This window comes from Nonomuraea sp. NPDC049141 (assembly GCF_040648415.1).
Lineage (GTDB): Bacteria > Actinomycetota > Actinomycetes > Streptosporangiales > Streptosporangiaceae > Nonomuraea.
Map to the genome: position 1 here is coordinate 54532 of NZ_JBEZDR010000027.1, position 19747 is coordinate 74278.

Annotated in this window: 18 protein-coding genes; 10 read left to right on the forward strand and 8 right to left on the reverse strand. The window is 70.6% G+C overall.

What is annotated here, in order from left to right:
* Entirely contained in the window at positions 1–1506 is a 1506-nt protein-coding gene (locus AB0B91_RS52715) for a tripartite tricarboxylate transporter permease (RefSeq protein ID WP_358338502.1), read from the forward strand.
* A gap of 50 nt (positions 1507–1556) precedes the next feature.
* Here the strand turns inward: AB0B91_RS52715 and AB0B91_RS52720 are convergent, their stop codons facing one another.
* Positions 1557–3299: a proline--tRNA ligase gene (locus tag AB0B91_RS52720; RefSeq protein WP_358338505.1), complete on the reverse strand. Its 1743-nt coding sequence runs from the start codon at positions 3297–3299 to the stop codon at positions 1557–1559.
* 71 nt (positions 3300–3370) lie between these two features.
* Positions 3371–4045, reverse strand: a complete 675-nt coding sequence (locus tag AB0B91_RS52725) for a hypothetical protein (protein WP_358338508.1) — start codon at positions 4043–4045, stop codon at positions 3371–3373.
* Between the two features lie 130 nt (positions 4046–4175).
* Here AB0B91_RS52725 and AB0B91_RS52730 point away from each other — a divergent pair, with 130 nt between their 5' ends.
* Positions 4176–5150 (forward strand): acyl-CoA dehydrogenase family protein, encoded by a 975-nt coding sequence (locus tag AB0B91_RS52730; RefSeq protein ID WP_358338511.1) that lies wholly within the window; start codon positions 4176–4178, stop codon positions 5148–5150.
* On the opposite strand, the gene AB0B91_RS52735 is transcribed toward AB0B91_RS52730, so the two are convergent.
* Positions 5136–5564, reverse strand: coding sequence for a hypothetical protein (locus tag AB0B91_RS52735; protein ID WP_358338514.1), 429 nt, complete (start codon positions 5562–5564; stop codon positions 5136–5138). The two genes, AB0B91_RS52730 and AB0B91_RS52735, sit on opposite strands and share 15 nt — an antisense overlap.
* Positions 5565–5715: 151 nt before the next feature.
* Between AB0B91_RS52735 and AB0B91_RS52740 the strand changes: the two genes are divergently transcribed.
* The 5 genes from AB0B91_RS52740 (at position 5716) to AB0B91_RS52760 (ending at position 12210) form a co-directional block, all read left to right on the forward strand.
* The gene (locus AB0B91_RS52740; protein ID WP_358338517.1) at positions 5716–6783 is read left to right on the forward strand and encodes an LLM class flavin-dependent oxidoreductase; all 1068 of its coding nucleotides are present in this window, start codon (positions 5716–5718) and stop codon (positions 6781–6783) included.
* Positions 6780–8033, forward strand: coding sequence for a hypothetical protein (locus AB0B91_RS52745; RefSeq protein ID WP_358338520.1), 1254 nt, complete (start codon positions 6780–6782; stop codon positions 8031–8033). Before AB0B91_RS52740 ends, AB0B91_RS52745 begins: the two co-directional genes overlap by 4 nt.
* 68 nt (positions 8034–8101) lie before the next feature.
* Positions 8102–9601, forward strand: a complete 1500-nt coding sequence (locus AB0B91_RS52750) for an AMP-binding protein (RefSeq protein ID WP_358338523.1) — start codon at positions 8102–8104, stop codon at positions 9599–9601.
* A 139-nt stretch (positions 9602–9740) separates the two neighbouring features.
* Positions 9741–11042, forward strand: coding sequence for an FAD-dependent oxidoreductase (locus AB0B91_RS52755; protein ID WP_358338526.1), 1302 nt, complete (start codon positions 9741–9743; stop codon positions 11040–11042).
* A 16-nt stretch (positions 11043–11058) separates the two neighbouring features.
* Positions 11059–12210, forward strand: a complete 1152-nt coding sequence (locus AB0B91_RS52760; protein WP_358338528.1) for an aldolase — start codon at positions 11059–11061, stop codon at positions 12208–12210.
* Positions 12211–12272: 62 nt separating this feature from the next.
* On the opposite strand, the gene AB0B91_RS52765 is transcribed toward AB0B91_RS52760, so the two are convergent.
* From AB0B91_RS52765 to AB0B91_RS52785, 5 genes are all read right to left on the reverse strand, one after another.
* The gene (locus tag AB0B91_RS52765) at positions 12273–12953 is read right to left on the reverse strand and encodes a copper homeostasis protein CutC (protein WP_358338530.1); all 681 of its coding nucleotides are present in this window, start codon (positions 12951–12953) and stop codon (positions 12273–12275) included.
* A 124-nt stretch (positions 12954–13077) separates the two neighbouring features.
* Entirely contained in the window at positions 13078–13680 is a 603-nt protein-coding gene (locus tag AB0B91_RS52770) for a GNAT family N-acetyltransferase (protein ID WP_358338533.1), read from the reverse strand.
* A gap of 198 nt (positions 13681–13878) precedes the next feature.
* Positions 13879–14628, reverse strand: coding sequence for a GntR family transcriptional regulator (locus AB0B91_RS52775; protein ID WP_214642998.1), 750 nt, complete (start codon positions 14626–14628; stop codon positions 13879–13881).
* Between the two features lie 772 nt (positions 14629–15400).
* Complete coding sequence (locus AB0B91_RS52780) at positions 15401–15820, reverse strand: OB-fold domain-containing protein (RefSeq protein WP_358338536.1); 420 nt, start codon at positions 15818–15820, stop codon at positions 15401–15403.
* Positions 15821–15823: 3 nt separating this feature from the next.
* Positions 15824–16993 (reverse strand): acetyl-CoA acetyltransferase, encoded by a 1170-nt coding sequence (locus AB0B91_RS52785; RefSeq protein ID WP_358338539.1) that lies wholly within the window; start codon positions 16991–16993, stop codon positions 15824–15826.
* Between the two features lie 249 nt (positions 16994–17242).
* On the opposite strand from AB0B91_RS52785, the gene AB0B91_RS52790 reads away from it, so the two are divergent.
* The 3 genes from AB0B91_RS52790 to AB0B91_RS52800 are packed head-to-tail and all read left to right on the forward strand — an operon-like array spanning position 17243 to position 19740.
* A complete protein-coding gene (locus tag AB0B91_RS52790) occupies positions 17243–17764 on the forward strand; it encodes a flavin reductase family protein (protein ID WP_358338910.1) in 522 nt (173 codons plus the stop codon).
* Between the two features lie 38 nt (positions 17765–17802).
* Positions 17803–18918: an acyl-CoA dehydrogenase family protein gene (locus AB0B91_RS52795; RefSeq protein ID WP_358338542.1), complete on the forward strand. Its 1116-nt coding sequence runs from the start codon at positions 17803–17805 to the stop codon at positions 18916–18918.
* A gap of 48 nt (positions 18919–18966) precedes the next feature.
* Positions 18967–19740, forward strand: coding sequence for an SDR family oxidoreductase (locus tag AB0B91_RS52800; protein ID WP_358338545.1), 774 nt, complete (start codon positions 18967–18969; stop codon positions 19738–19740).
* Positions 19741–19747: the final 7 nt, after the last annotated feature.

Sequence of the window (19747 nt, forward strand, 5' to 3'; positions counted from 1 at the left end):
ATGAGCGTACTGGGCCATCTGCTCGACGGCTTCGCGCACGCGCTCACCCTGCAGAACCTGCTGCTCGGCCTGCTGGGCGTCACCGTCGGCACGCTCGTCGGCGTGCTGCCGGGCCTCGGGCCGGCCACGACGATCGCGCTGCTGCTGCCGCTGACCATGGTGTTCGACCCGGTGGGCGCGTTCGTGATGTTCGCCGGCATCTACTACGGCGGCATGTACGGCGGCAGCACCACCGCGATCCTGCTCAACATCCCCGGCGAGACGGCGTCGATCCCCACCACGCTGGAGGGGTACCCGATGGCGCGGAAGGGCCGGGCCGGGGCCGCGCTGGCCACGGCGGCCATCGGCTCGTTCGTCGCGGGCACGATCTCCACCGTGGTGATCACGTTCCTGGCGCCGGGCATGTCGGCCATCGCCAAGTCGATCCAGCCCGCCGAGTACTTCTCGATCATGGTGCTCGCCTTCGTCACCGTCACCTCGCTCATGGGCGACTCGATCGTGCGCGGCCTGTCCAGCCTCTTCCTCGGGCTGGCGATCGGCATGGTGGGCATCGACCAGATGACCGGCCAGCCGCGCCTGGCCTTCGGCGTCCCCGAGCTGTACGAGGGGCTGCCGGTCGTGGCGCTGGCCGTCGGCCTGTTCGCCGTGGCCGAGGCGGTCGCCACCGCGGCCCAGCGCAACCGGCAGGAGCAGGCGCCGGTGAAGGTGACCGGACGCATCGGCATGACCCGTGACGACTGGCGCCGGTCCTGGCGGCCATGGCTGCGGGGCACCGCGTTCGGCCTGCCGATCGGCTCGCTGCCCGCGGGCGGCGCCGAGCTGCCGACGTTCCTCAGCTACAACGTCGAGAAGCGGCTGGCGAAGAACCCGGAGGAGTTCGGCCACGGCGCCATCGAGGGTGTGGCGGGGCCTGAGGCGGCCAACAACGCGGCGTTCTCCGGCGTGCTGGTGCCGCTGCTCACGCTCGGCATCCCGACGTCGGCCACGGCCAGCATGCTGCTGATCGCTTTCCAGATCTACAACGTGCAGCCCGGACCACAGCTCTTCGACCAGCAGCCGGTGCTCGTGTGGACGCTGATCGCCAGCCTCTACATCGGCAACGTGATGCTGCTGGTGCTGAACCTGCCGCTGATCCGGCTGTGGGTGAAGCTGCTGAGCGTGCCCGCCGCGCTGCTGACGGCGGCGATCCTGACGTTCGCGACGCTGGGCGTCTACGCCACCTCGCAGAGCGTGTTCGAGATCCTGGTGGCGTACGGGTTCGGGCTGGTGGGGTTCGTGCTGCGGCGGGCCGGCTATCCGGTGGCGCCGCTGATCCTCGGGGCGGTGCTCGGGCCGCTGATGGAGGTGCAGTTCCGGCGGGCGCTGGCCTTCAGCGAAGGAGATCCGGCGGTGTTCTTCACCCGGCCCGTGTCACTGGCCATCCTCGTGATCGCCGCCGCCTGCCTGATCGGGCCCGTGGTGCTCCGCCGCCGCGGCAAGATCAAGATGCCCGCGGCGATGGACTGACGCAAAAAACACGGCTCCCCCGCCAGTGGCGGGGGAGCCGTGTTCTTGCCTTATGAGCAGGCGGCCAGCACGCGGTCGGCGGCCGTGTCGAGGGGGATCTCCTCCTTGGTGCCCGAGACGCGGTCACGGAGCTCGACCACGCCCTGGGCCAGCCCGCGGCCGACGACCACGATCGTGGGCAGGCCGAGGAGCTCGGCGTCCTTGAACTTGACCCCCGGCGAGACCCCGGTCCGGTCGTCGACGAGGACGCGCAGCCCGCGTGCCTCCAGGTCGGCGGCCAGCTCGAGGGCCGCCTCGATCTGGTTGTCCTTGCCCGTGCCCACGATGTGCACGTCGGCGGGCGCGACCTCGCGCGGCCACACCAGCCCGAGCTCGTCGTGGGCCTGCTCGGCGATGACCGCCACGGCCCGCGAGACGCCGATGCCGTAGGAACCCATCGTGATGCGGATCGGCTTGCCGTCCGGGCCCAGGGCGTCGAGCCCGGCCGCGTCGGCGTATTTACGGCCGAGCTGGAAGATGTGCCCGATCTCGATGCCGCGGTCGATGGACAGCGGCGAGCCGCAGCGGGGGCAGGGGTCTCCGGCGCGCACCTCGGCGGCCTCGATCGTGCCGTCGGGGGTGAAGTCACGGCCCGCGACCACGCCGGCGGCGTGCTTGCCGCGCTCGTTGGCGCCGGTCACCCAGGAGGTGCCGGTGACCACGCGGGGGTCGACGAGGTAGCGGATGCCGAGGTCGCGCAGGACCTGCGGCCCGATGTAACCACGTACCAGGCCGGGGTGCTTGGCGAAGTCCTCGGCCTCGAAGATGGCGGGCTCGCCGGGGGCCAGCGCGGCCTCCAGTCGCTTGAAGTCGACCTCGCGGTCACCGGGCACGCCCACGATCAGCGTCTCGACCTTGTCGGAGCCGGGCGTGGTGACCTTGACGACGACGTTCTTCAGCGTTTCGGCGGCGGTGATCGACAGGCCGTGGTGCTCGTTGACGTACGACACCAGGGACTCGATGGTCGGGGTGTCGGGGGTGTCGAGGACGCGCTGCGACTCCAGCCCGTCGAGGGCGACGACCGGGGGCGCGGTCGTGGTGACGGCCTCGGCGTTGGCCGCGTAGCCGCAGGAGTGGCAGGCGACGAACGTGTCCTCGCCGGTGGGCGTGGGCGCCAGGAACTCCTCGGAGGCCGAGCCGCCCATCGCGCCCGACGTGGCGAACACGATCTTGTAGCTGATGCCGAGCCGGTCGAACGTCCGGATGTAGGTCTCGCGGTGCTGCTCGTAGGAGTGCTTGAGCCCGTCGTCGTCGAGGTCGAAGGAGTAGGCGTCCTTCATCAGGAACTCGCGGCCACGCAGGATGCCCGCGCGGGGCCTGGCCTCATCGCGGTACTTCGTCTGGATCTGGTAGAGCGTGACCGGATAGTCCTTGTACGAGGAGTATTCGCCCTTGACCATGTCGGCGAAGAGCTCCTCGTGCGTGGGGCCGAGCAGGTAGTCGGCGCCCTTGCGGTCCTTGAGCCGGAAGAGCGTGTCACCGTATTCGGTCCAGCGGCCGGTGGCCTCGTAGTATTCGCGCGGCAGCAGGGCGGGGAACAGCACCTCCTGGCCGCCCATCCGGTTCATCTCCTCGCGGACGACCTTGGCGACGTTTTCCATCACCATCTTGCCGAGGGGCAGCCACGAGTAGATGCCGGGCGCCACCCGCCGGACGTAACCGGCGCGGACCAGGAGCTTGTGGCTCGGCACTTCCGCGTCTGCCGGGTCGTCCCGCAGGGTGCGAAGAAACAACGACGACATGCGCAGCAACACGGCTACTCCTTGGTGGGGCCCGGACATGGAGGACTACAGGCTATCGACTCGGAGCAACCTACCGCGCGGCCTTATCCGGCGATGGGGATCCAGCCGGCCAGCGCGCCGGTCACCTCGACCGCGAACAGGGCGGTCAGGACCGCCGCCAGCGCCAGCGCGCGCACCCGGCCCGCCAGGCTCCTGCGCATTGCCAGCACCAGCGCGACGGACAGGACACCGATCACGATCGCGGGACCGGGCCAGAACGCGGGCTCGCTGTCGATGAAGCCGGGCGTCGCGCGGTCGACCGTGTCGGCGAGCAGCAGGGCCCCGATGACACCGGCGGCGACATCGCCCCAGACGTCAGTCCGGCTCGTCACGTAGGCGAGCAGCCCCACCCCGACCAGCAGGACCAGCGCCCAGTTCAACCCGACCGCGGGCTCACCGGCGACAGGGCTGATGTCCGTCCCGCCGCGCAGCATGTTGCCGCCGAGCGTCGCGACGATCATGGACAGAGCGGCCAGGAACGTGGTGAGCAGCGCCCACCCGAAGCCCGCCGCGCTCGCCCCGACGACCAGTGCCAGGGCCAGGTACATATAAGGCTCATAGAGCTGGCCGAGCCACTGGGGCATCCGGTCGGAGGCGAATATGCCGACCAGGCCGACGGCCAGTCCACCCAGGAAAGCCGCTACTACGTGTCGCTCGATGTGGCGTAGTCGCCGCTCGTATGCGGCGAACTCGGCATAGTCGAGTGCTGTCTCTTTCATCTCCAGTCCCTGGTCATCCCTCCCCCGAGAACTTCTGGGAACGACCGTAATCAGATTATGTGCCTGTACAGAAAAGGCAAATTTAGGACAACCGTATGTAATCAAGCAATCGCTTGGTTAAGCTTGCCCGGTGACCGTCACAGACGAGCTGCGCGCCGTCGTCCGCGCCTATCTCGCCGACCGTCCCGCCGCGCCCTGGCCGGCGTTCGCGCGCGACCTCGGCACCGCCGGCCTCGCCGTTCCCGAGGAGTACGGCGGAGCGGGCTGCGGCCCGGCCGAAACCGCGGTCGTGGCCGAAGAGCTGGGCAGGACCCTGTCCCCCCACCCCTTCCTGCAGAGCGCCGTCCTGGCCGTCGAGGCACTCAAGGCGGGCGGCGACGAGGCGGCGATGGGCCGGCTGCTGCCCGCGCTGGCCGACGGCTCGGTGACAGCGACCGTCGTCCTGCCGGGCGAGGGCGACCTGACCCTCCAGGACGGCCTGCTCACGGGCGTCGTTCCGTACGCGCTGGAGGGCGACGTGGTGCTGGCCTACGCGGACGGGCTCCTGGTCGAGGCCGTGCCCACGCGGCGTGTGGCGCACCAGACCATGGACGAGAGCCGGCCGCTGGCCGAGCTGTCCTTCGACCACGTCCAGGTACGGCCGGCCGGCGACGGCGCGGCGTGGAGCCGGGTGCGCGACCTCGGCATCGCGGCGCTGGCGGCCGAGCAGGTGGGCGGGGCCGAACGCTGCCTGGAGATGGCCGTCGAGCACGCGAAGCTGCGCCACCAGTTCGGCCGGCCGATCGGCTCCTTCCAGGCCGTCAAGCACAAGCTGGCCGACCTGCTGCTGCTCGTCGAGTCGGCCAGGTCGGCGGCGCGGGCGGCGGCCGGGTCCGAGTCCTTCGCGGCGATCGCCGGGTCGTACTGCACCGAGGCGTATCTGACGGCGGCGGGCGAGAACATCCAGGTCCACGGTGGGATCGGGATGACCTGGGAGCATCCGGCCCACCGCTACCTCAAACGGGCCACCTCCGACGCGCAGCTCTTCTGCCCGCCGCGGGCGCACCGCGAACGGCTGGCCGCGTACGTCTTCCAGGGCCCCGCCGGCCGGTCAACCGCCCAGTAGCGTCTCCCAGGGGCGCGGGGCGTTCGTGCTGCGGGTGGTGTCGAGCGCCTCGGCCAGCCGCCAGAATCCCGGCTTGTCGCGTACGCGCTCGCGGCCCAGCGGATCGATGGCCCGCAGCTCGAAGCGGACGCCCATCACGTCGAGCACCGCCGACCGGCTGTCGCCCGGCCCGGCGGGCCTGCCGAGCTCGTCCTCGTACGCGGGATTGCGCACCTGCGCGGCCAGCAGCGCCGCCACTTCGGAGGCGTACGGGCCGTCGCGCCATTCGATGTGCCAGCTGTGGTCGGCGCCGCGCCACCAGGTCAGATCCCGGCACGTCTCGATGAACTCGGCCTCGGTCGCGAGGGCGGCCATCACCCGGCCGAACGCCTCGAAACCACGCCCGCTCGTGAGCGAGAAGTCATCGTCCCGCATATCGGGAAGCGTGCCATCTTTCGGCCGCCTTAGCGCGTGCTTTCGCCTCACGTGCATCACTCTGATCGCGAACGCGCCCTTCCCGCAAGTCTTTGGTGCTGATAGTCTCTACCAAGCGAGCGCTTGGTTTACTACTTTCGCCGGAGGCGCGATGACGTCCCTACGGATCAGCCTGGGGTACGAGCTGGAGGTCCGCGGGCGCTCCCGCGAGGTCGAACAACAGGCGTTCCAGAACGTGATCGACCAGGTCGTGCTCGGCGACCGGCTCGGCTTCGACACCGCCTGGTTCGTCGAACATCACTTCACCCGAGGGTTCTCCCATTCCTCCGCGCCCGATCTGGTGCTGTCCGCGATCTCCCAGCGGACCGAACGGATCCATCTCGGGCTGGGCGTGGTGCTGCTGCCGTTCCAGTCGCCGATCCGTACGGCGGAGCGGGTCGCCACCCTTGACGTGCTGAGCGGCGGCCGGGTGGAGTTCGGCACCGGGCGCGGAGCCTCACCCCTGGAGTACCAGGCGTTCCAGCGGCCGTTCGAGAAGTCGCGGCAGATCTGGGAGGACTCGCTGGAGGCGACACTGGCCATCTGGCGGGCCGACGGAGAGCCGGTCAGCCGCTCGAACGAGTTCTTCGAGATCCCGGACGTGGCCGTCTATCCGCGCCCGGTGCAGCAGCCGCACCCGCCGGTCTGGGTGGCCTCGACATCACTGGAGGGCTACCTGGCGGCGGCCGAGCACGGCTACAACCTGCTCGGCATGACGATGGTCAAGGGCATCGACGACGTGGCCGCCGACATCGCCCAGTACCGCGAGCGCCTGGCCGCGGCCGGGTTCGATCCCGCCTCGCGCCGGGTCGCGCTGATGATCCCCTGGTTCGTCGCGCCCACCCGCGACGAGGCCAACGAGACGGCCGCCGACGCCGTCCTCTGGTACATCCGCCGCCAGGTCAACCTCGTCACCCCACCGGACTACTACGACGCGCGGCACGCCACCCATCGGGTCCTCGGCCAGCTCGCGGCCGGGATGCCGCCGGAGGAGGCGATGGCGACGCTGCGTGAGCACCTGATGGTCGTGGTGGACGACGTGGCGGGCTCGCGCAAGGCCCTGGCCAGGATCGCGGAGGCCGGGGCGACGGATCTGATCATCCAGGCGCAGGTGGGCGGGCTGGCGCACGACCGGGTGTGCGAGGCGATGACGCTGTTCATGACCGAGGTGGCCAAGTGACCGCCCCGGAGACCGGCGGGACCGGCTCCACGGCCGACCCGACGACCGGGCCGACGACCGACCCGACGGCCGGCCCGACGGCCGGCTCCGCGAGCGGCCGGGACGCGTCGGCCGAGGCCGCCGCCGCGCGGTGGCTGACGCGGGACGATCTCCGGGCGGGCGCGCGGTCCGCCACGGGGCTGCTACTGGTCGCTCCCGACGCCTCCAGCGCCTTCCCGCTCGGGTCCGGCGACCGCGCGGAGGCGGCGGGACTGACCGGGGCGGCGCTGCGTGCGGCAGGCGTGGGCGGACGCGACCGGGTCGTGGTGGCGCTGTCCGAACCGGCGGGCGCCCTCTGGGCCACCGCGGCGGCGGACGTGGCGTCGGCGGCGGCCTCCGTGGGGCCGCGCGGCCGCATGCGGCTGATCCACGCGCTGTCCGCCCTGGGCGCCACCACGCTGGTCGCCACCCCGACGGGTGCGATGGACCTGCTGGCCAGGCTGCACCTGGAGTTCCTTCTCGACCCGCTTGACCTGGGACTGCGGCACATCGTCCTGACCGGGGAGATCGCCTCGAAGCGGACGCTCCGCCACCTGGCGGGCGAGTTCGACGCCCACGTGACCGAGGTGTACGCCAACCCCTTCAGCGGCGGCGCCCTGGCCTGGCGGGCGGCCGAGAACGACCCGCTCACTCCCCTGGCGGACGGCGTGCTGCACCTGGCCTCGCTGACCAAGGACGTGCTGCGGCACTCGGAGCCGTCCGGGGTGGCCGAGTTGGTGATCACCCCTCACGGTCACTCGGCGCTCGGCGACGCCGTCCTGCGTACCGGCCAGGTGGTGCGTACCGACTCGCCCGCGTCCGACTCGCCCGCTTCCGACTCCCCCGCGTCCGGCGACGACACGCGAGCCGGTGACCCAGGATTGCCCGCTCCCGCGCACACGGTCGGCGAGCACGTGCTGGTCCGGGGCGTGTGGCTGTCGCTGCCGCGGATCGAGAAGGCGCTGGCCAAGATCGACGGCGTGTCCCGATGGGAGCTGACGATCAGCCGGCCGGGCACGCTGGACACCGCGGTGCTCACGGTCACGTTCGGCAGGGAGAGCCTGGTACGCAATCCGATGTGGCGGGGGCGGATCCAGCAGGCGATCCAGGGGCTGACCCCGATCTCGCTCGGCGTGGAGATCGCACCGGAGATCGCCGAGGCGCCGGGCCCCGGCGTGCTGACCGACCTGCGCGGCCACCACCTGGGCCGCGACCGGGCGCTGATCGTGTAACCGTTTGATCGTGCAACCGGAGGCGCGCACCGATGGGACCGATGCCGGACTGGGGGACGCTCCCCCGCATGCTTCGCGACCAGGCGGACCGCCACCCGGACACGATCGTGATCGTCGACGGCGGCACCCGCGTGACCATGGCGGAGCTCCGCGCCGGAGCCGCCCGCGTGGCACACGAGCTCATCGAGCTCGGTGTCCGGCCGGGTGACCGGGTGGCCATGTGGGGCGTCAACGACCCGTACTGGGTGATGCACGCCTTCGGCATCTGGGACGCCGGTGCGGTGATCGTGCCGCTCTCCTCGCGCGCCAAGGGCCTGGAGGCGGCGGCGATGATCGCGAAGACCGGCGCCGAGGTCCTGGTCACGGGCGAGGGCCCGCCCGGCGTCGTGCTCGCCGACCTCCTGCCGCCGGGCACCGGCCTGCGCCACATGCTGAGCCCCGGATCGGCGCGGGGAGCGCGGCTCCTCACAAACCCCGCGGGCGTCGAGGAGCGGGCGCTGGCCGTACGACCAGGCGATCTGTGCGAGATCATGTCCACCTCCGGCACCACCGGCACCCCCAAGGGCGTGATGCTGGACCACGCCCAGGTCCTGCGCGGCTACTGGGACTGGTCCGAGATCGTCACCCTGGACGAGCACGACCGATATCCGGTGATCGCCCCGTTCAGCCATGGTTTCGGGCTCAACGCCGGGCTGATCGCCTGCGTGCTCCGGCGGGCGACCATGATGCCGATCAGGATCTTCACCCCCGACGCCCTGATGTCGCTGATCTCGGACGGCCGGGTGAGCATCCTGGCGGGCCCGCCGACGCTGTTCCACCGGCTGCTCGACGAGCTGGACCGCGCCGACTGGGACGTGTCGTCGCTGCGCGTGGCCATCTGCGGCGCCGCCGCCGTGCCCGCAGCGCTGATCACCCGGCTGGTCGAACGGGTCGGGCTGGAGCGGATGATCAACGCGTACGGCCTGATGGAGGGCACCGTCGTCTCCATGACCAGGTCCGGCGACCCGATCGAGGTGATCGCCGCGACCACCGGCAGAGCGGTGCCCGGGATCGAGGTGCGGATCGTCGACGACGACGGCAAGGAGGTCGCCACCGGGGAGCGCGGCGAGATCCTGCAGCGCGGGTACGGGGTCATGCGCGGCTATTGGGACGAGCCCGGCAAGACCGCCGAGGTCGTCGATCCGGACGGCTGGCTGCACACGGGTGACATCGGCGTGCTCGACCCGGCGGGCAATCTCGCCATCGTGGACCGCAAGAAGGAGCTCTACATCGTCAACGGCTTCAACGTCTCACCCGCCGAGGTGGAGTCGCTGCTGCTGCGCGAAGGCTCGCTGGCGCAGGCGGCCGTGATCGGCGTGCCCGACCCGGTCTCTGGCGAGGCGGGCTGGGCGTATGTGGTGCCCAGGCCGGGGATGACGGTCGATCCGGGCACGCTGCTCGGCTGGGCGAAGGACAACATGTCCAACTACAAGGTGCCGAAGCGGATCATCGTGGTCGAGGCGCTGCCCGCCAACGCCAACGGCAAGATCGACAAGATGGTCCTCCGCGCCCGCGCGTCCGCCTCCTGAAGGACCGCCGAATGAACCCCCTTTGCGGAAGATGGGTTCATTCGTCCCGGCGATCGGGGATACATCGATCACAGCGCCTGGTTGCATCTGGTGGGACGCTTGCCCCGTGTAACAGAATCGCCGACATGGAGGAGGCAGCGTGACGTTGCGCGTGGCGGTCATCGGGTCGGGCCCTGCCGGTATCTACACGGCCGAGGCCCTGGTCAAACAGGCGCAGGAGGACGTGCGGGTCGACGTCGTCGAGCGGCTGCCCACGCCGTACGGGCTCGTGCGATACGGCGTCGCGCCCGATCACACGTCGATCAAGTCGATCGCCAACTACCTCCGCCGGGTGCTCGAACTCCCCGAGGTCCGCTTCCTCGGCGGCGTCACGCTCGGCGAGCACCTGTCGGTCGAGGACCTGCTGAGCCACTACGACGCGGTCGCCTACGCCACGGGCGCGATGGTCGACAGGAAGCTCGGCATCCCGGGCGAGGACCTGCCGGGCAGCGTGGCCGCCACCGACTTCGTCAACTGGTACTGCGGCCATCCCGACGTCTCCGCCTCCATGTTCACCCTCGACAGCGCCGAGATCGCGGTCATCGGCGTCGGGAACGTGGCCGTCGATGTCGTCCGCGTGCTGGCCAAGACCGCCGACGAGCTCAGCTCCACGGACGTGCCGCACGACGTGCTCGAACGTCTGGGCGCCAGCCAGGTCAAGGCGATCCACATGATCGGCCGCCGTGGCCCAGAGCACGCCAAGTTCACGCTGAAGGAGCTGCGGGAGCTCGGCGAGCTGGCGAACGCCGACGTCTGCGTCCGCGACGACGAGGCCGTCGTACTGGGCGGCGACTTCCCTCGGCAGATCCGCGGCAACATCGACGTCCTTCAGTCCTGGGCGGCCCGCCCCCCGGTCGGCCGCCCGCGCCGCCTCGACGTGCGCTTCTGGCTGCGCCCGGTGGAGATCCTCGGCACGGACCGGGTGGAGGGGCTCAGGCTCGAACGCACCCGGCTGTCCGAGGAGGGCCGGGTGGTGGGCACGGGCGAGTTCGAGACGCTCCCCGTGGGCATGGTGCTGCGCTCGGTCGGCTACCAGAGCATCCCGCTGCCGGGGGTGCCGTTCGACGAACGGTCGATGACGGTGCCCAACGAGGCCGGACGGGTGCGCGACCGCGAGTACGTGGCGGGCTGGCTCAAGCGCGGCCCTACAGGCGTGATCGGCACCAACAAGTCGGACGCGGCGGAGACGGTCCGCACGCTGCTGTCCGACCTGGCGGGCCATGATCGGACACAGTCGGCGCCCATCGACGCGCTGCTGCTAGAACGGGGTGTGCGGCCGGTGACGTACGACGAATGGCTGGCCATCGAGGCGGCGGAGGGCGCGCTGGCCAAGTCGCTGGGCCGGGGCGAGCGCGTCAAACTCGCCGGCCTGGAGGCCATGCTGCGGGCCTGCCGACCCTGACCACGGACGCGCCACAGTGAGAGACCAGTCCCTTCCCGGATTCGAGGAAGCCCACCGGGTCCAGCGGGCCCGCTATCCGGCCGCCGAGCCGGGCTGGCAGCCGGTGCACACCGTCTACGTGCCCGCCGACCGGCTGTCGCCGAGCACGGTCGTGGGGTGGCGCGCGCAGGCACTTGACCTGGTCAAGGAGCATCTGAGCGGCCCCGATGAGCTGGCCGCCGTGTTCGGGCTGCCGGACGCGCTCGCGCGGGACGTACACGACAGAGTGCTGCGCAAGCTCGCCCGCGAGCCGATCGAGGACCTGCGGATCGACTTCGAGGACGGCTACGGCGGGCGGCCCGGCGACGAGGACGGCCACGTCGAGCAAGCCGTCGAGGCCGTGGCCGTGATGCGGGCCGCCGGAGCGCTGCCGCGCCGGTGGGGGCTGCGGGTCAAGTCGTTCGCCGACGGGGATCCCGGGCGGTCGGTGCGGACGCTCGACGGGTTCGTCACCGGGGTGGTCGAGCGGGTGGGCGAGTTGCCCGCCGGGTTCGTGGTCACCTTCCCGAAGGTCCTCATGGAGGCGTACCTGGGGCAGTTCTGCGGCTTCCTGGAGCGGCTGGAGCGGGAGCTGGACGTCGAGCTGCGGTTCGAGATCCAGGTCGAGGCGCCGCAGACCGTGCTGTTCCTGCGCGGGGAGCTGGCCGAGTCGTTCGGGGGGCGGCTGGCGGGCGCGCACTTCGGGGTGTTCGACTACACGGCGGCGCTCGGGCTGCCGCCGCACGAACAGCGGCTCGACCATCCGGCCTGCGACCACGCGCGGCACGTGATGCAGACGGCGTTCGCGGGCACCGGGGTCGAGCTCTCCGACGGGTCGCTGGCCGCCTCCCCCGCCTCCGGGTCGGCCGAGGACGTGCACGCGCTGTGGCGGCGGCACGCCGAGCTCGTCAGGCACTCGCTGGGGCATGGGTTCTACCAGGGCTGGGACATGCACCCCTCGCACCTGGTGAGCAGGTTCGCCACGGTTTACGCCTTCCATCTGGCGCGCTACGACTCCTACCGGGACCGGGTGCGGGCCTGGGAGGAGCGGCGGGCGGCCGGGGGCGGCGTCATGGACGAGCCCGCCACGATCAAGACGCTCGCCGCCGCGCTCCGCCGCGCCGACGCGGCGCTCACGCTCCCAGACTGAGCTCGGCTGAGCTCGGCTGAGCTCGGCTGAGAGCGGTCGCGCCCGGCCCGGGCGCGCTGGGGTCAGTCGCGGTCGACCAGGGTGCGCCACTGGCGGACGCGGCGCTGGTCAACCGGCATCGACCAGTTCTCCCGTACGGCCGAGCCCACATGGAACGCGCGGATGCCGTAGTCCAGCAGGGACGGCACGTAGGCGGGCTTGAGTCCGCCGCCCGCCAGGATGATGGAGCCGTCGCCCGCGTCGGCCCGGCTCTTGAGCACCGGCAGCCCGGACCGCACCCCGGCGGGCGAGCCCGCCGTGAGCACCGTGGCCAGGTTGGGCAGCAGCCGTACCGCCCGCCACGACGCCTGGACGTCGGCCGCGTGGTCGACGGCGCGGTGGAACGTCCACGGCAGCGGCGACGCCGCGTGGATCAGCGCCTCGGTGGCGGCCAGGTCGACGGTGCCCGCATCGTCGAGGAAGCCGAACACGAATCCCGCCGCACCCGCCTGGGCCAGCGCCTTGACGTCGAGGCGGAGCCGGTCGAGCACCTCGGGACCGGCGGTGAAGGTCGCGTCGCAGCGCAGCATCACCATCTGGGGCAGCGGGCACTCCGCGGCGATCGCGGCGACCGTCTCCGGAGCAGGGGTGAGCCCGTCGGCACCCATGTCGGCGACGACCTCCAGGCGGTCGGCTCCGCCCTGCTCAGCGGCCACGGCGTCGCGCACGTTCAGCGCGATCACCTCTAGGAGGGATCCGGTCATGCTGGAGAGGTTATATGGTGCTCTGCCCATTTCCGTGGGTGAAGGGGGATAAAAGTCCCCGCCGGCCGTGCCCCACTGAGGGAAGCAGGGCACGGTCGTACCGGCGGACGCCGGTCAGGTGTGCTCAGACGCCGATCAACTCGGCGACCGTGAGGTCGCGGAACGCCGTCGTCGCGGCCTCCTCCGCGGGCCGCTCGAAGAGGGCGCCCGAGGAGCGGTGCGGCAGATCGACCGTACGCAGGTGCCGGAAGCCGCGCTTGCGGTAGTAGTCCTGCAACCGCGGGTTGTTCTTGGCGCAGTCGAGCCGGAGCCACCGCGACCCGGAGGCGTGCGCCATGGAGCCCGCCCAGTCCAGCAGGGCGTCCCCGAGGCCGAAGCCCGACCAGGGCCGGGCGACGGCGAGCTTGTGCACGTACAGGGCGGAGCCCGGGTCGTCGGCCCGCCGCCAGAACTCCGGGTCGGCGTGGTCGTCGAGGGCGATCGTGGCGACGGGCGGGGCCTCGTCGTCCAGCTCGAGGTACCGGAGCTCGTCGTCCACGAGGTAGAGCACCCGCTCGGCGATGAGTGGCTCGATCCGCTCGGGCCCGAAGCCTCCCCGCGGCCACTGCCGCACTCCCCTGGAGTGCAGCCATTCGGACGTGTCGGCGAGGAGGGTCAGGACGCCCGGGAGATCGGCGGCGTCGGCGCGGCGGAGAGCGAGCGGGTGGAGCAGGGTGTTCGAAAGCACGGTTCAGCCCTTCATGACATCGGGTGTCCATGCGAACACAGAACGTGACTATTGGAGCGCGCGCTGGCTCGCACGGGGGGTTTGAGGCGACATCTATCGAGAAATCGCGCATCAAGGGAGTGCGCAGGACTCCCTTTGCCCAGCGAGGCGGGAGGCTCGTCTTAGGCGGCCGGTGGGATCACCCCCAACCGAGCTCGCTCAGCGGCTGTCGAGCTCGTATCTGATCAAGTGCTTGTCGGCGGGGAGCACCGACACCGCGACACGCACGGGCATGTCGCCGTTGTCGTAACCAACCCGGACGTAAACCATGACCGGTGTGCCGAGCTCAAGTTGGAGACGCTCGGCTTCTTCCTGGTTGGGCATACGCGCCCAGATGTCGTCCACCACCCGCACCTGCTCGTGTCCGAGCTCCTCCAGCACCCGGTTGGCCCCCCGCGGAATATCGCCCGGCCGGGCGATCTCCGTGCTGGCCACCAGGTCACGTGGAAAGTAGGAATCGTTGGTGTTGTACGGCTGGCCGTCGACGAACCGCAGGCGCCGCCGGACGACGGCCAGTTCCCCTTCGGCCAGTTCGAGCCGGCTGGCGATCTCCTCGACCGGAGAGACGGTCAAGACCTCTATGTACTGGCTGGGCGCACGACCTTCCTGCGTCACGGCGAAGGCGAAAGCTTCGCGTAGTTCGCCGGACGGCTGCGGCTCCAGCTCGCGCTGCGGATAGATCAGCAGCGGTCTCCGGTCACGGACGACCGTGCCACGCCGCGGGGTTCGCGTGACCAACCCTTCGTTGACCAGCTCCCCAAGGGCGAGTCGGACAGTGTTGCGGCTCACCCCATGGTCTTCCATGAGCTGCGCCTCGGTCGGCAGCTGCGCCCCGGGGCCGAGTACACCGGAGTAGATGGCTCTCCTCAGCTCTGAGGCCACCAGCTGGTACAGGACCGACCTTGCCACTTTCACCCCTTTTGTTCCAACAATTTAGACGATCTGGTTCTAACAGGCCACAACCCCTTGACCAATGGCCATTGACAGCCGCATCATCCAATCGTTGGTACAAATCCATCGAAAGGCCGGTGAGGGGGTGAGGGCCGGTGTTACCAGTCCACGCGGGCACGCCGTACCTGCCCTGGCGAGACCCTCGTGAAGCAACACGTTTACTGCGTTACGCGTTGCACCGCCAGGGCCCCTGCCACACCTACCAGAGCAATGGGAACGGTATGTCCGAGTTGACCGTGTGGAGCAAGGACGGTTCCTTCATCTGGAATGAGGAGGGCGCCACCGTCTCACATCCCATCGATGACCCCGTCGGCGCGGCCCAACGTATCGTCGACCACTACCAACATCCGGAGTCCTCGAAAGAGGGTCGCTCCCCCACGAACTCCGTGTGCGAACACTCGGCCTAGGACTCCATCCCTCGCCGGAGTCCTGGTGTCGCCGCACACGGGGCAGGAAGCGCGTCCTGGCGGGTCCCCCACGCCCGCCAGGGCGCGCGTTCCTCCTTTTCCATAACATTTGTGGCACTTCGCGCCTTTGACCACCATTCTTTGCGCCTAGCCAGGCCCGCGCCGTACACCAAGCCCGGTCCAGCCCTGCCCCGGAGGCGGGCGCCCGGCGTGCGTGGCCGGCCGCGGTGCGGAGGCGGCCAGACCGGGATTGGCTTTCAGGCCCATTACTACCTATCGTTCCCGACTTGGTGGCGCCGCGAAGGATTTCCCGGGGATGCGTGCTACTCAGCTGGCCGCCAATTGAGTAGTGCCAGGTCATCGCCCATGTCCGCGTACACCCCCTGGACCGCCTGACCGTACTCGGGCTCGCGATCGCCGTCCCACCCGCCGTGAATCAGGCAGCCGGGCACGGCGGAGAGCCGCACCAGCACCACGACGTACGGCTCGGTCGAGCCGGGCATGAACGGCCGGCGGTTGACGATCCAGCTCTCCACCGTGCCCTGCGGCGCGACCACCTCCCAATGCCACCTCTCGGTACGGCAGGCCGGGCAGAAGGCCCTGGCCGGGAAGCGAGGGGTGTGACAGGTGTCACAGCGCTGGACCGTGAACTCGTGGCCGGCGAGCCGGTCCCACCAGTCCTTGGAGTCCCGATCAGGGGTCGGCCGCACGCCGCGGGGCGGCCTGCCGTACCGGTCAGGCATCGGTCAGCCCTTTCTGAGCAGGAGGGCCGAGGTGGCGGGCAGGATGTAGCCGGGCTGGGCGGTCGACAGCGCCACCTCGGCGCCGGCGACCTGCCGGTCACCCGCGTCCCCGCGTAGCTGGGAGACGGCCTCGGCTATGTGGTTGATGCCGTGGACGTAGCCCTCCGACAGGAAGCCGCCGTGCGTGTTGACCGGGAGCGGTCCGTCGAGGGCCGTCGCGCCGGACGCGACGTACGGGCCGCCCTCGCCCTTGGCGCAGAAGCCGTAGTCCTCCAACTGGACGATCACCGAGTAGGTGAAGCAGTCGTACAGCTCCGCCACGTCGATGTCGGCCGGGCCGAGTCCGGCCTGGGCGTACAGGCGCGGGGCCAGCGCGGCGGCGGCCGTGGTGGTGGGGTCGGCCCGGCCGCCGGACAGGTGCGAGTCGCCGCCGCCCCAGGCCGCGCCGGAGATCAGCACCGGCGGGCGGCGCAGCGAGCGGGCGCGGTCGGCGGTCGTGATGACCAGGGCGCACGCGCCGTCGGTCTCCAGGCAGCAGTCCAGCAGGCGGAACGGCTCGGCGATCCACCTACTGGCCAGGTAATCGTCGAGGGTGATGGGGGTGCGCATGAGAGCGCGCGGATTCTTGACGGCATTCGCCCGCTGAGTGACGGCCAGTTGCCCGAAATGCTCCGCTTTAGTGCCGTATTTCTGTATATGGGCTTGGGCATACATCGCATATTGCTGTGGTGGCGCGAAATAGCCATATGGCGCTTGATATTGCACCTCGGGGCTTACCGGAAGGCCCCGCCCGGTGCCGCCCATGCGGAACTCCGACCGGGCATTGATCGCGCGGTAACAGACGACGGTCTCGGCCATGCCGGTCGCCACGGCCAGCGCCGCCTGCGCCACAACCGCGTGCGAGACGCTGCCGCCGCCGAACTGGTCGAGGTACCAGGTCGGATCGGCCATGCCGAGCGCCGGACCCACCAGGGACGGGGCCGCCGAGTCGCCGACTCGGTGCGTGGCCAAGCCCTCGACGTCGCCGGGGCCGAGGCCGGCGTCGTCGAGGGCGGCCAGGATCGCGCGACAGGCCAGGGTGAGCGTGCTGACCCCCGAGTCCTTGGTGAAGGGCGTGTAACCGACCCCCACCACGGCCGTACGGTCCCGGAACTCAAGCAAGCGCTTGGCCATCCTGAAACGCTAGGCCCCACCGTCCACATATGTCAACGGGGAGGTACGCCTGGCATGCCAACCTGCGCCGCATTTCGCTTGACACCTTTTCCGCCGCACGCCTACCGTCCAAGCAAGCGCTTGGTAAGATACGATGCAAGCGGCGATGAGGAGGAGACCATGAGCACACACGCTGCCCGGCTGATCACGCCGGACGGCTGTGGCGGCCCCCCGGCGCCGTACCAGCGCAGGACTCTCAACGGAGCCTCGATGCCGAACGGCCAGTCCCACGAGAGCGGCAACGGCCAGCTCGACAGCCGGAGGTTCCGGTCGGTGCTGGGCAGGTTCGCCACCGGTGTGGTGGCGATCACCGCGCTCGACCCGATGAACGGTGAGCCGTGCGGTCTGGCGGCCAACTCCTTCACCTCGGTGTCGCTCGACCCGCCGCTGGTGGCGTTCTGCGTGGCGCACACCAGCACGAGCTGGCCCAAGGTGCGCGGCGCCAAGGTCATCACCGTGAACGTGCTCGCCGAGCACCAGCAGCACGTCTGCGCCCAGCTCGCGAGCAGGGGCGGCGACAAGTTCGCCGGGCTGCGGTGGACCGGTTCGCCCGGCGGCAACCCGGTGATCGAAGGCGCCTTGGCCTGGATCGACTGCGCGATCGAGGCCGAGCACATGGCGGGCGATCACATGATCGTGGTGGCCCGGGTGCTCCAGCTCGACACGCACGCGGACGGCGGTCCGCTGCTGTTCTTCCGCGGCGGCTACGGCGGCTTCGTTGAGCCCGCCTGATCTCGCCGAGCCCGTCTCCCGTCTCTCAGGAGGCCACGTTGAGCCTGCGTGAGGAGGCGCGCGCCTGGCTGGCCGAGAACCTCACCGGTGACTTCGCGCACGCCCGTGGCCTCGGCGGTCCCGGGCGCGAGCACGAGGGCCACGAGGTCCGCCTGGCCTGGGAGCGCCACCTCGGCAAGGCGGGCTGGACCTGCCTGGGCTGGCCCGTCGAGTACGGCGGCCGCGACGCCTCGCTCGCCGACCAGGTCGCCTTCCACGAGGAGTACGCCCTGGCGGACGCCCCCGCCCGCGTGGGCCTCATCGGCGAGGGGCTGATCGGGCCGACGATCCTGGAGTTCGGCACCGAGGCGCAGAAGGCCCGGTTCCTGCCGCCGATCCAGCGCGGCGACGAGCTGTGGTGCCAGGGCTACTCCGAGCCGGAGGCGGGCTCCGATCTGGCCAACGTCCAGACGAAGGCGTACTTGTCAGGCGACGAATGGGTCATCACCGGGCAGAAGGTGTGGACGTCACTGGCCCACGTGTCCGACTGGTGCTTCGCGCTCTGCCGTACGGAAGCGGGTTCCCAGCGGCACCGGGGACTGTCGTACCTGCTCGTGCCCATGGACCAGCCCGGCGTCGAGGTGCGGCCGATCGTGCAGATGACGGGGACGTCCGAGTTCAACGAGGTGTTCTTCGACGGGGCCAGGACCGCGGCCGGGAACGTGCTCGGCGCGCCCGGCGACGGGTGGCGCGTCGCGATGGCCACGCTCGGCTACGAGCGGGGCGTCTCCACGCTGGGGCAGCAGATCGGGTTCCGGCGGGAGCTGGCCCGGGTGATCGAGGTCGCCCGGCGTACGGGCGCGGCCGACGATCCGGTGCTGCGCGACCGGCTGGTGCGCTCGTGGCTGGAGCTGGAGATCATGCGGCTCAACGCGCTGCGGGCCGATCCGGGGCCGGTGGCCTCGATCGCCAAGCTGTACTGGTCGGAGTGGCATCGCAGGCTGGGCGAGCTGGCGCAGGCCGTACAGCAGAAGTCCGGACTTGTCGCCCGCAACGGTGAGCTCAACGATCTCCAGCGGCTGTATCTGTTCAGCCGGGCGGACACGATCTATGCGGGTTCGAGCGAAATCCAGCGGAACATCATCGCCGAGCGCACCCTTGGACTTCCTCGCTGAACTCCCCTCGCTGAACTCCCCCGCTGACCCCCCGCTGATTGGAGCACGATGGCACCCCCCTATCCGAAGGCGCATGGGCTGCTCGACGGCAAGGTCACGCTGGTCACGGCCGCGGCGGGGGCCGGGATCGGGTACGCGACGGCCAAGCGCTGCGCCGAGGAGGGCGCCACGATCGTCATCTCGGACCGGCATGAGCGCCGCCTGTCCGCCGCGGCCGACTCGCTGACCGAGCTCACCGGCGTCAAGCCGCTGGCGGTGCCGTGCGACGTGACGTCGGAGGCCCAGGTGCTGGCGCTGTTCGACGCGGTGGTGCAGGCGCACGGCCGGCTGGACGTGGTGGTCAACAACGCCGGGCTCGGCGGTACGGCGTCGCTGGCCGAGATGACCGACGACCAGTGGCGCACCGTCATCGACGTGACCCTGAACGGCACCATGCGCTGCACCAGGGCCGCGCTGAAGCAGATGATCGCGCAGGGCTCCGGGGTGATCGTGAACAACGCCTCCGTGATCGGCTGGCGGGCGCAGCGGGGGCAGTCGCACTACGCGGCGGCCAAGGCCGGGGTGATGGCGCTGACCAGGTGCGTCGCACTGGAGGCGGCCGAGCACGGCGTGCGGGTCAACGCGGTGGCGCCTTCGCTGGCCGTACACCCGTTCCTGGCGAAGGTGACTAGCGAGGAGTTGCTGGCGGAGCTGGCGGCGGCGGAGGCGTTCGGGCGCTCGGCGGAGCCTTGGGAGGTGGCGAACGTGATCGTCTTCCTGGCCAGCGACTACTCCTCGTACATGACCGGCGAGATCGTCTCCGTCTCCTCGCAGCACCCGTGACTATGTC

Excerpts from the sequence above, each read along its gene's own strand:
- AB0B91_RS52715 (WP_358338502.1), top strand. The coding sequence starts at position 1 with ATGAGCGTACTGGGCCATCTGCTCGACGGCTTCGCGCACGCGCTCACC.
- AB0B91_RS52725 (WP_358338508.1), bottom strand. The coding sequence starts at position 4,045 with ATGAAAGAGACAGCACTCGACTATGCCGAGTTCGCCGCATACGAGCGG.
- AB0B91_RS52735 (WP_358338514.1), bottom strand. The coding sequence starts at position 5,564 with ATGCGGGACGATGACTTCTCGCTCACGAGCGGGCGTGGTTTCGAGGCG.
- AB0B91_RS52740 (WP_358338517.1), top strand. The coding sequence starts at position 5,716 with ATGACGTCCCTACGGATCAGCCTGGGGTACGAGCTGGAGGTCCGCGGG.
- AB0B91_RS52750 (WP_358338523.1), top strand. The coding sequence starts at position 8,102 with ATGCTTCGCGACCAGGCGGACCGCCACCCGGACACGATCGTGATCGTC.
- AB0B91_RS52765 (WP_358338530.1), bottom strand. The coding sequence starts at position 12,953 with ATGACCGGATCCCTCCTAGAGGTGATCGCGCTGAACGTGCGCGACGCC.
- AB0B91_RS52780 (WP_358338536.1), bottom strand. The coding sequence starts at position 15,820 with ATGCCTGACCGGTACGGCAGGCCGCCCCGCGGCGTGCGGCCGACCCCT.
- AB0B91_RS52785 (WP_358338539.1), bottom strand. The coding sequence starts at position 16,993 with ATGGCCAAGCGCTTGCTTGAGTTCCGGGACCGTACGGCCGTGGTGGGG.
- AB0B91_RS52790 (WP_358338910.1), top strand. The coding sequence starts at position 17,243 with ATGCCGAACGGCCAGTCCCACGAGAGCGGCAACGGCCAGCTCGACAGC.
- AB0B91_RS52800 (WP_358338545.1), top strand. The coding sequence starts at position 18,967 with ATGGCACCCCCCTATCCGAAGGCGCATGGGCTGCTCGACGGCAAGGTC.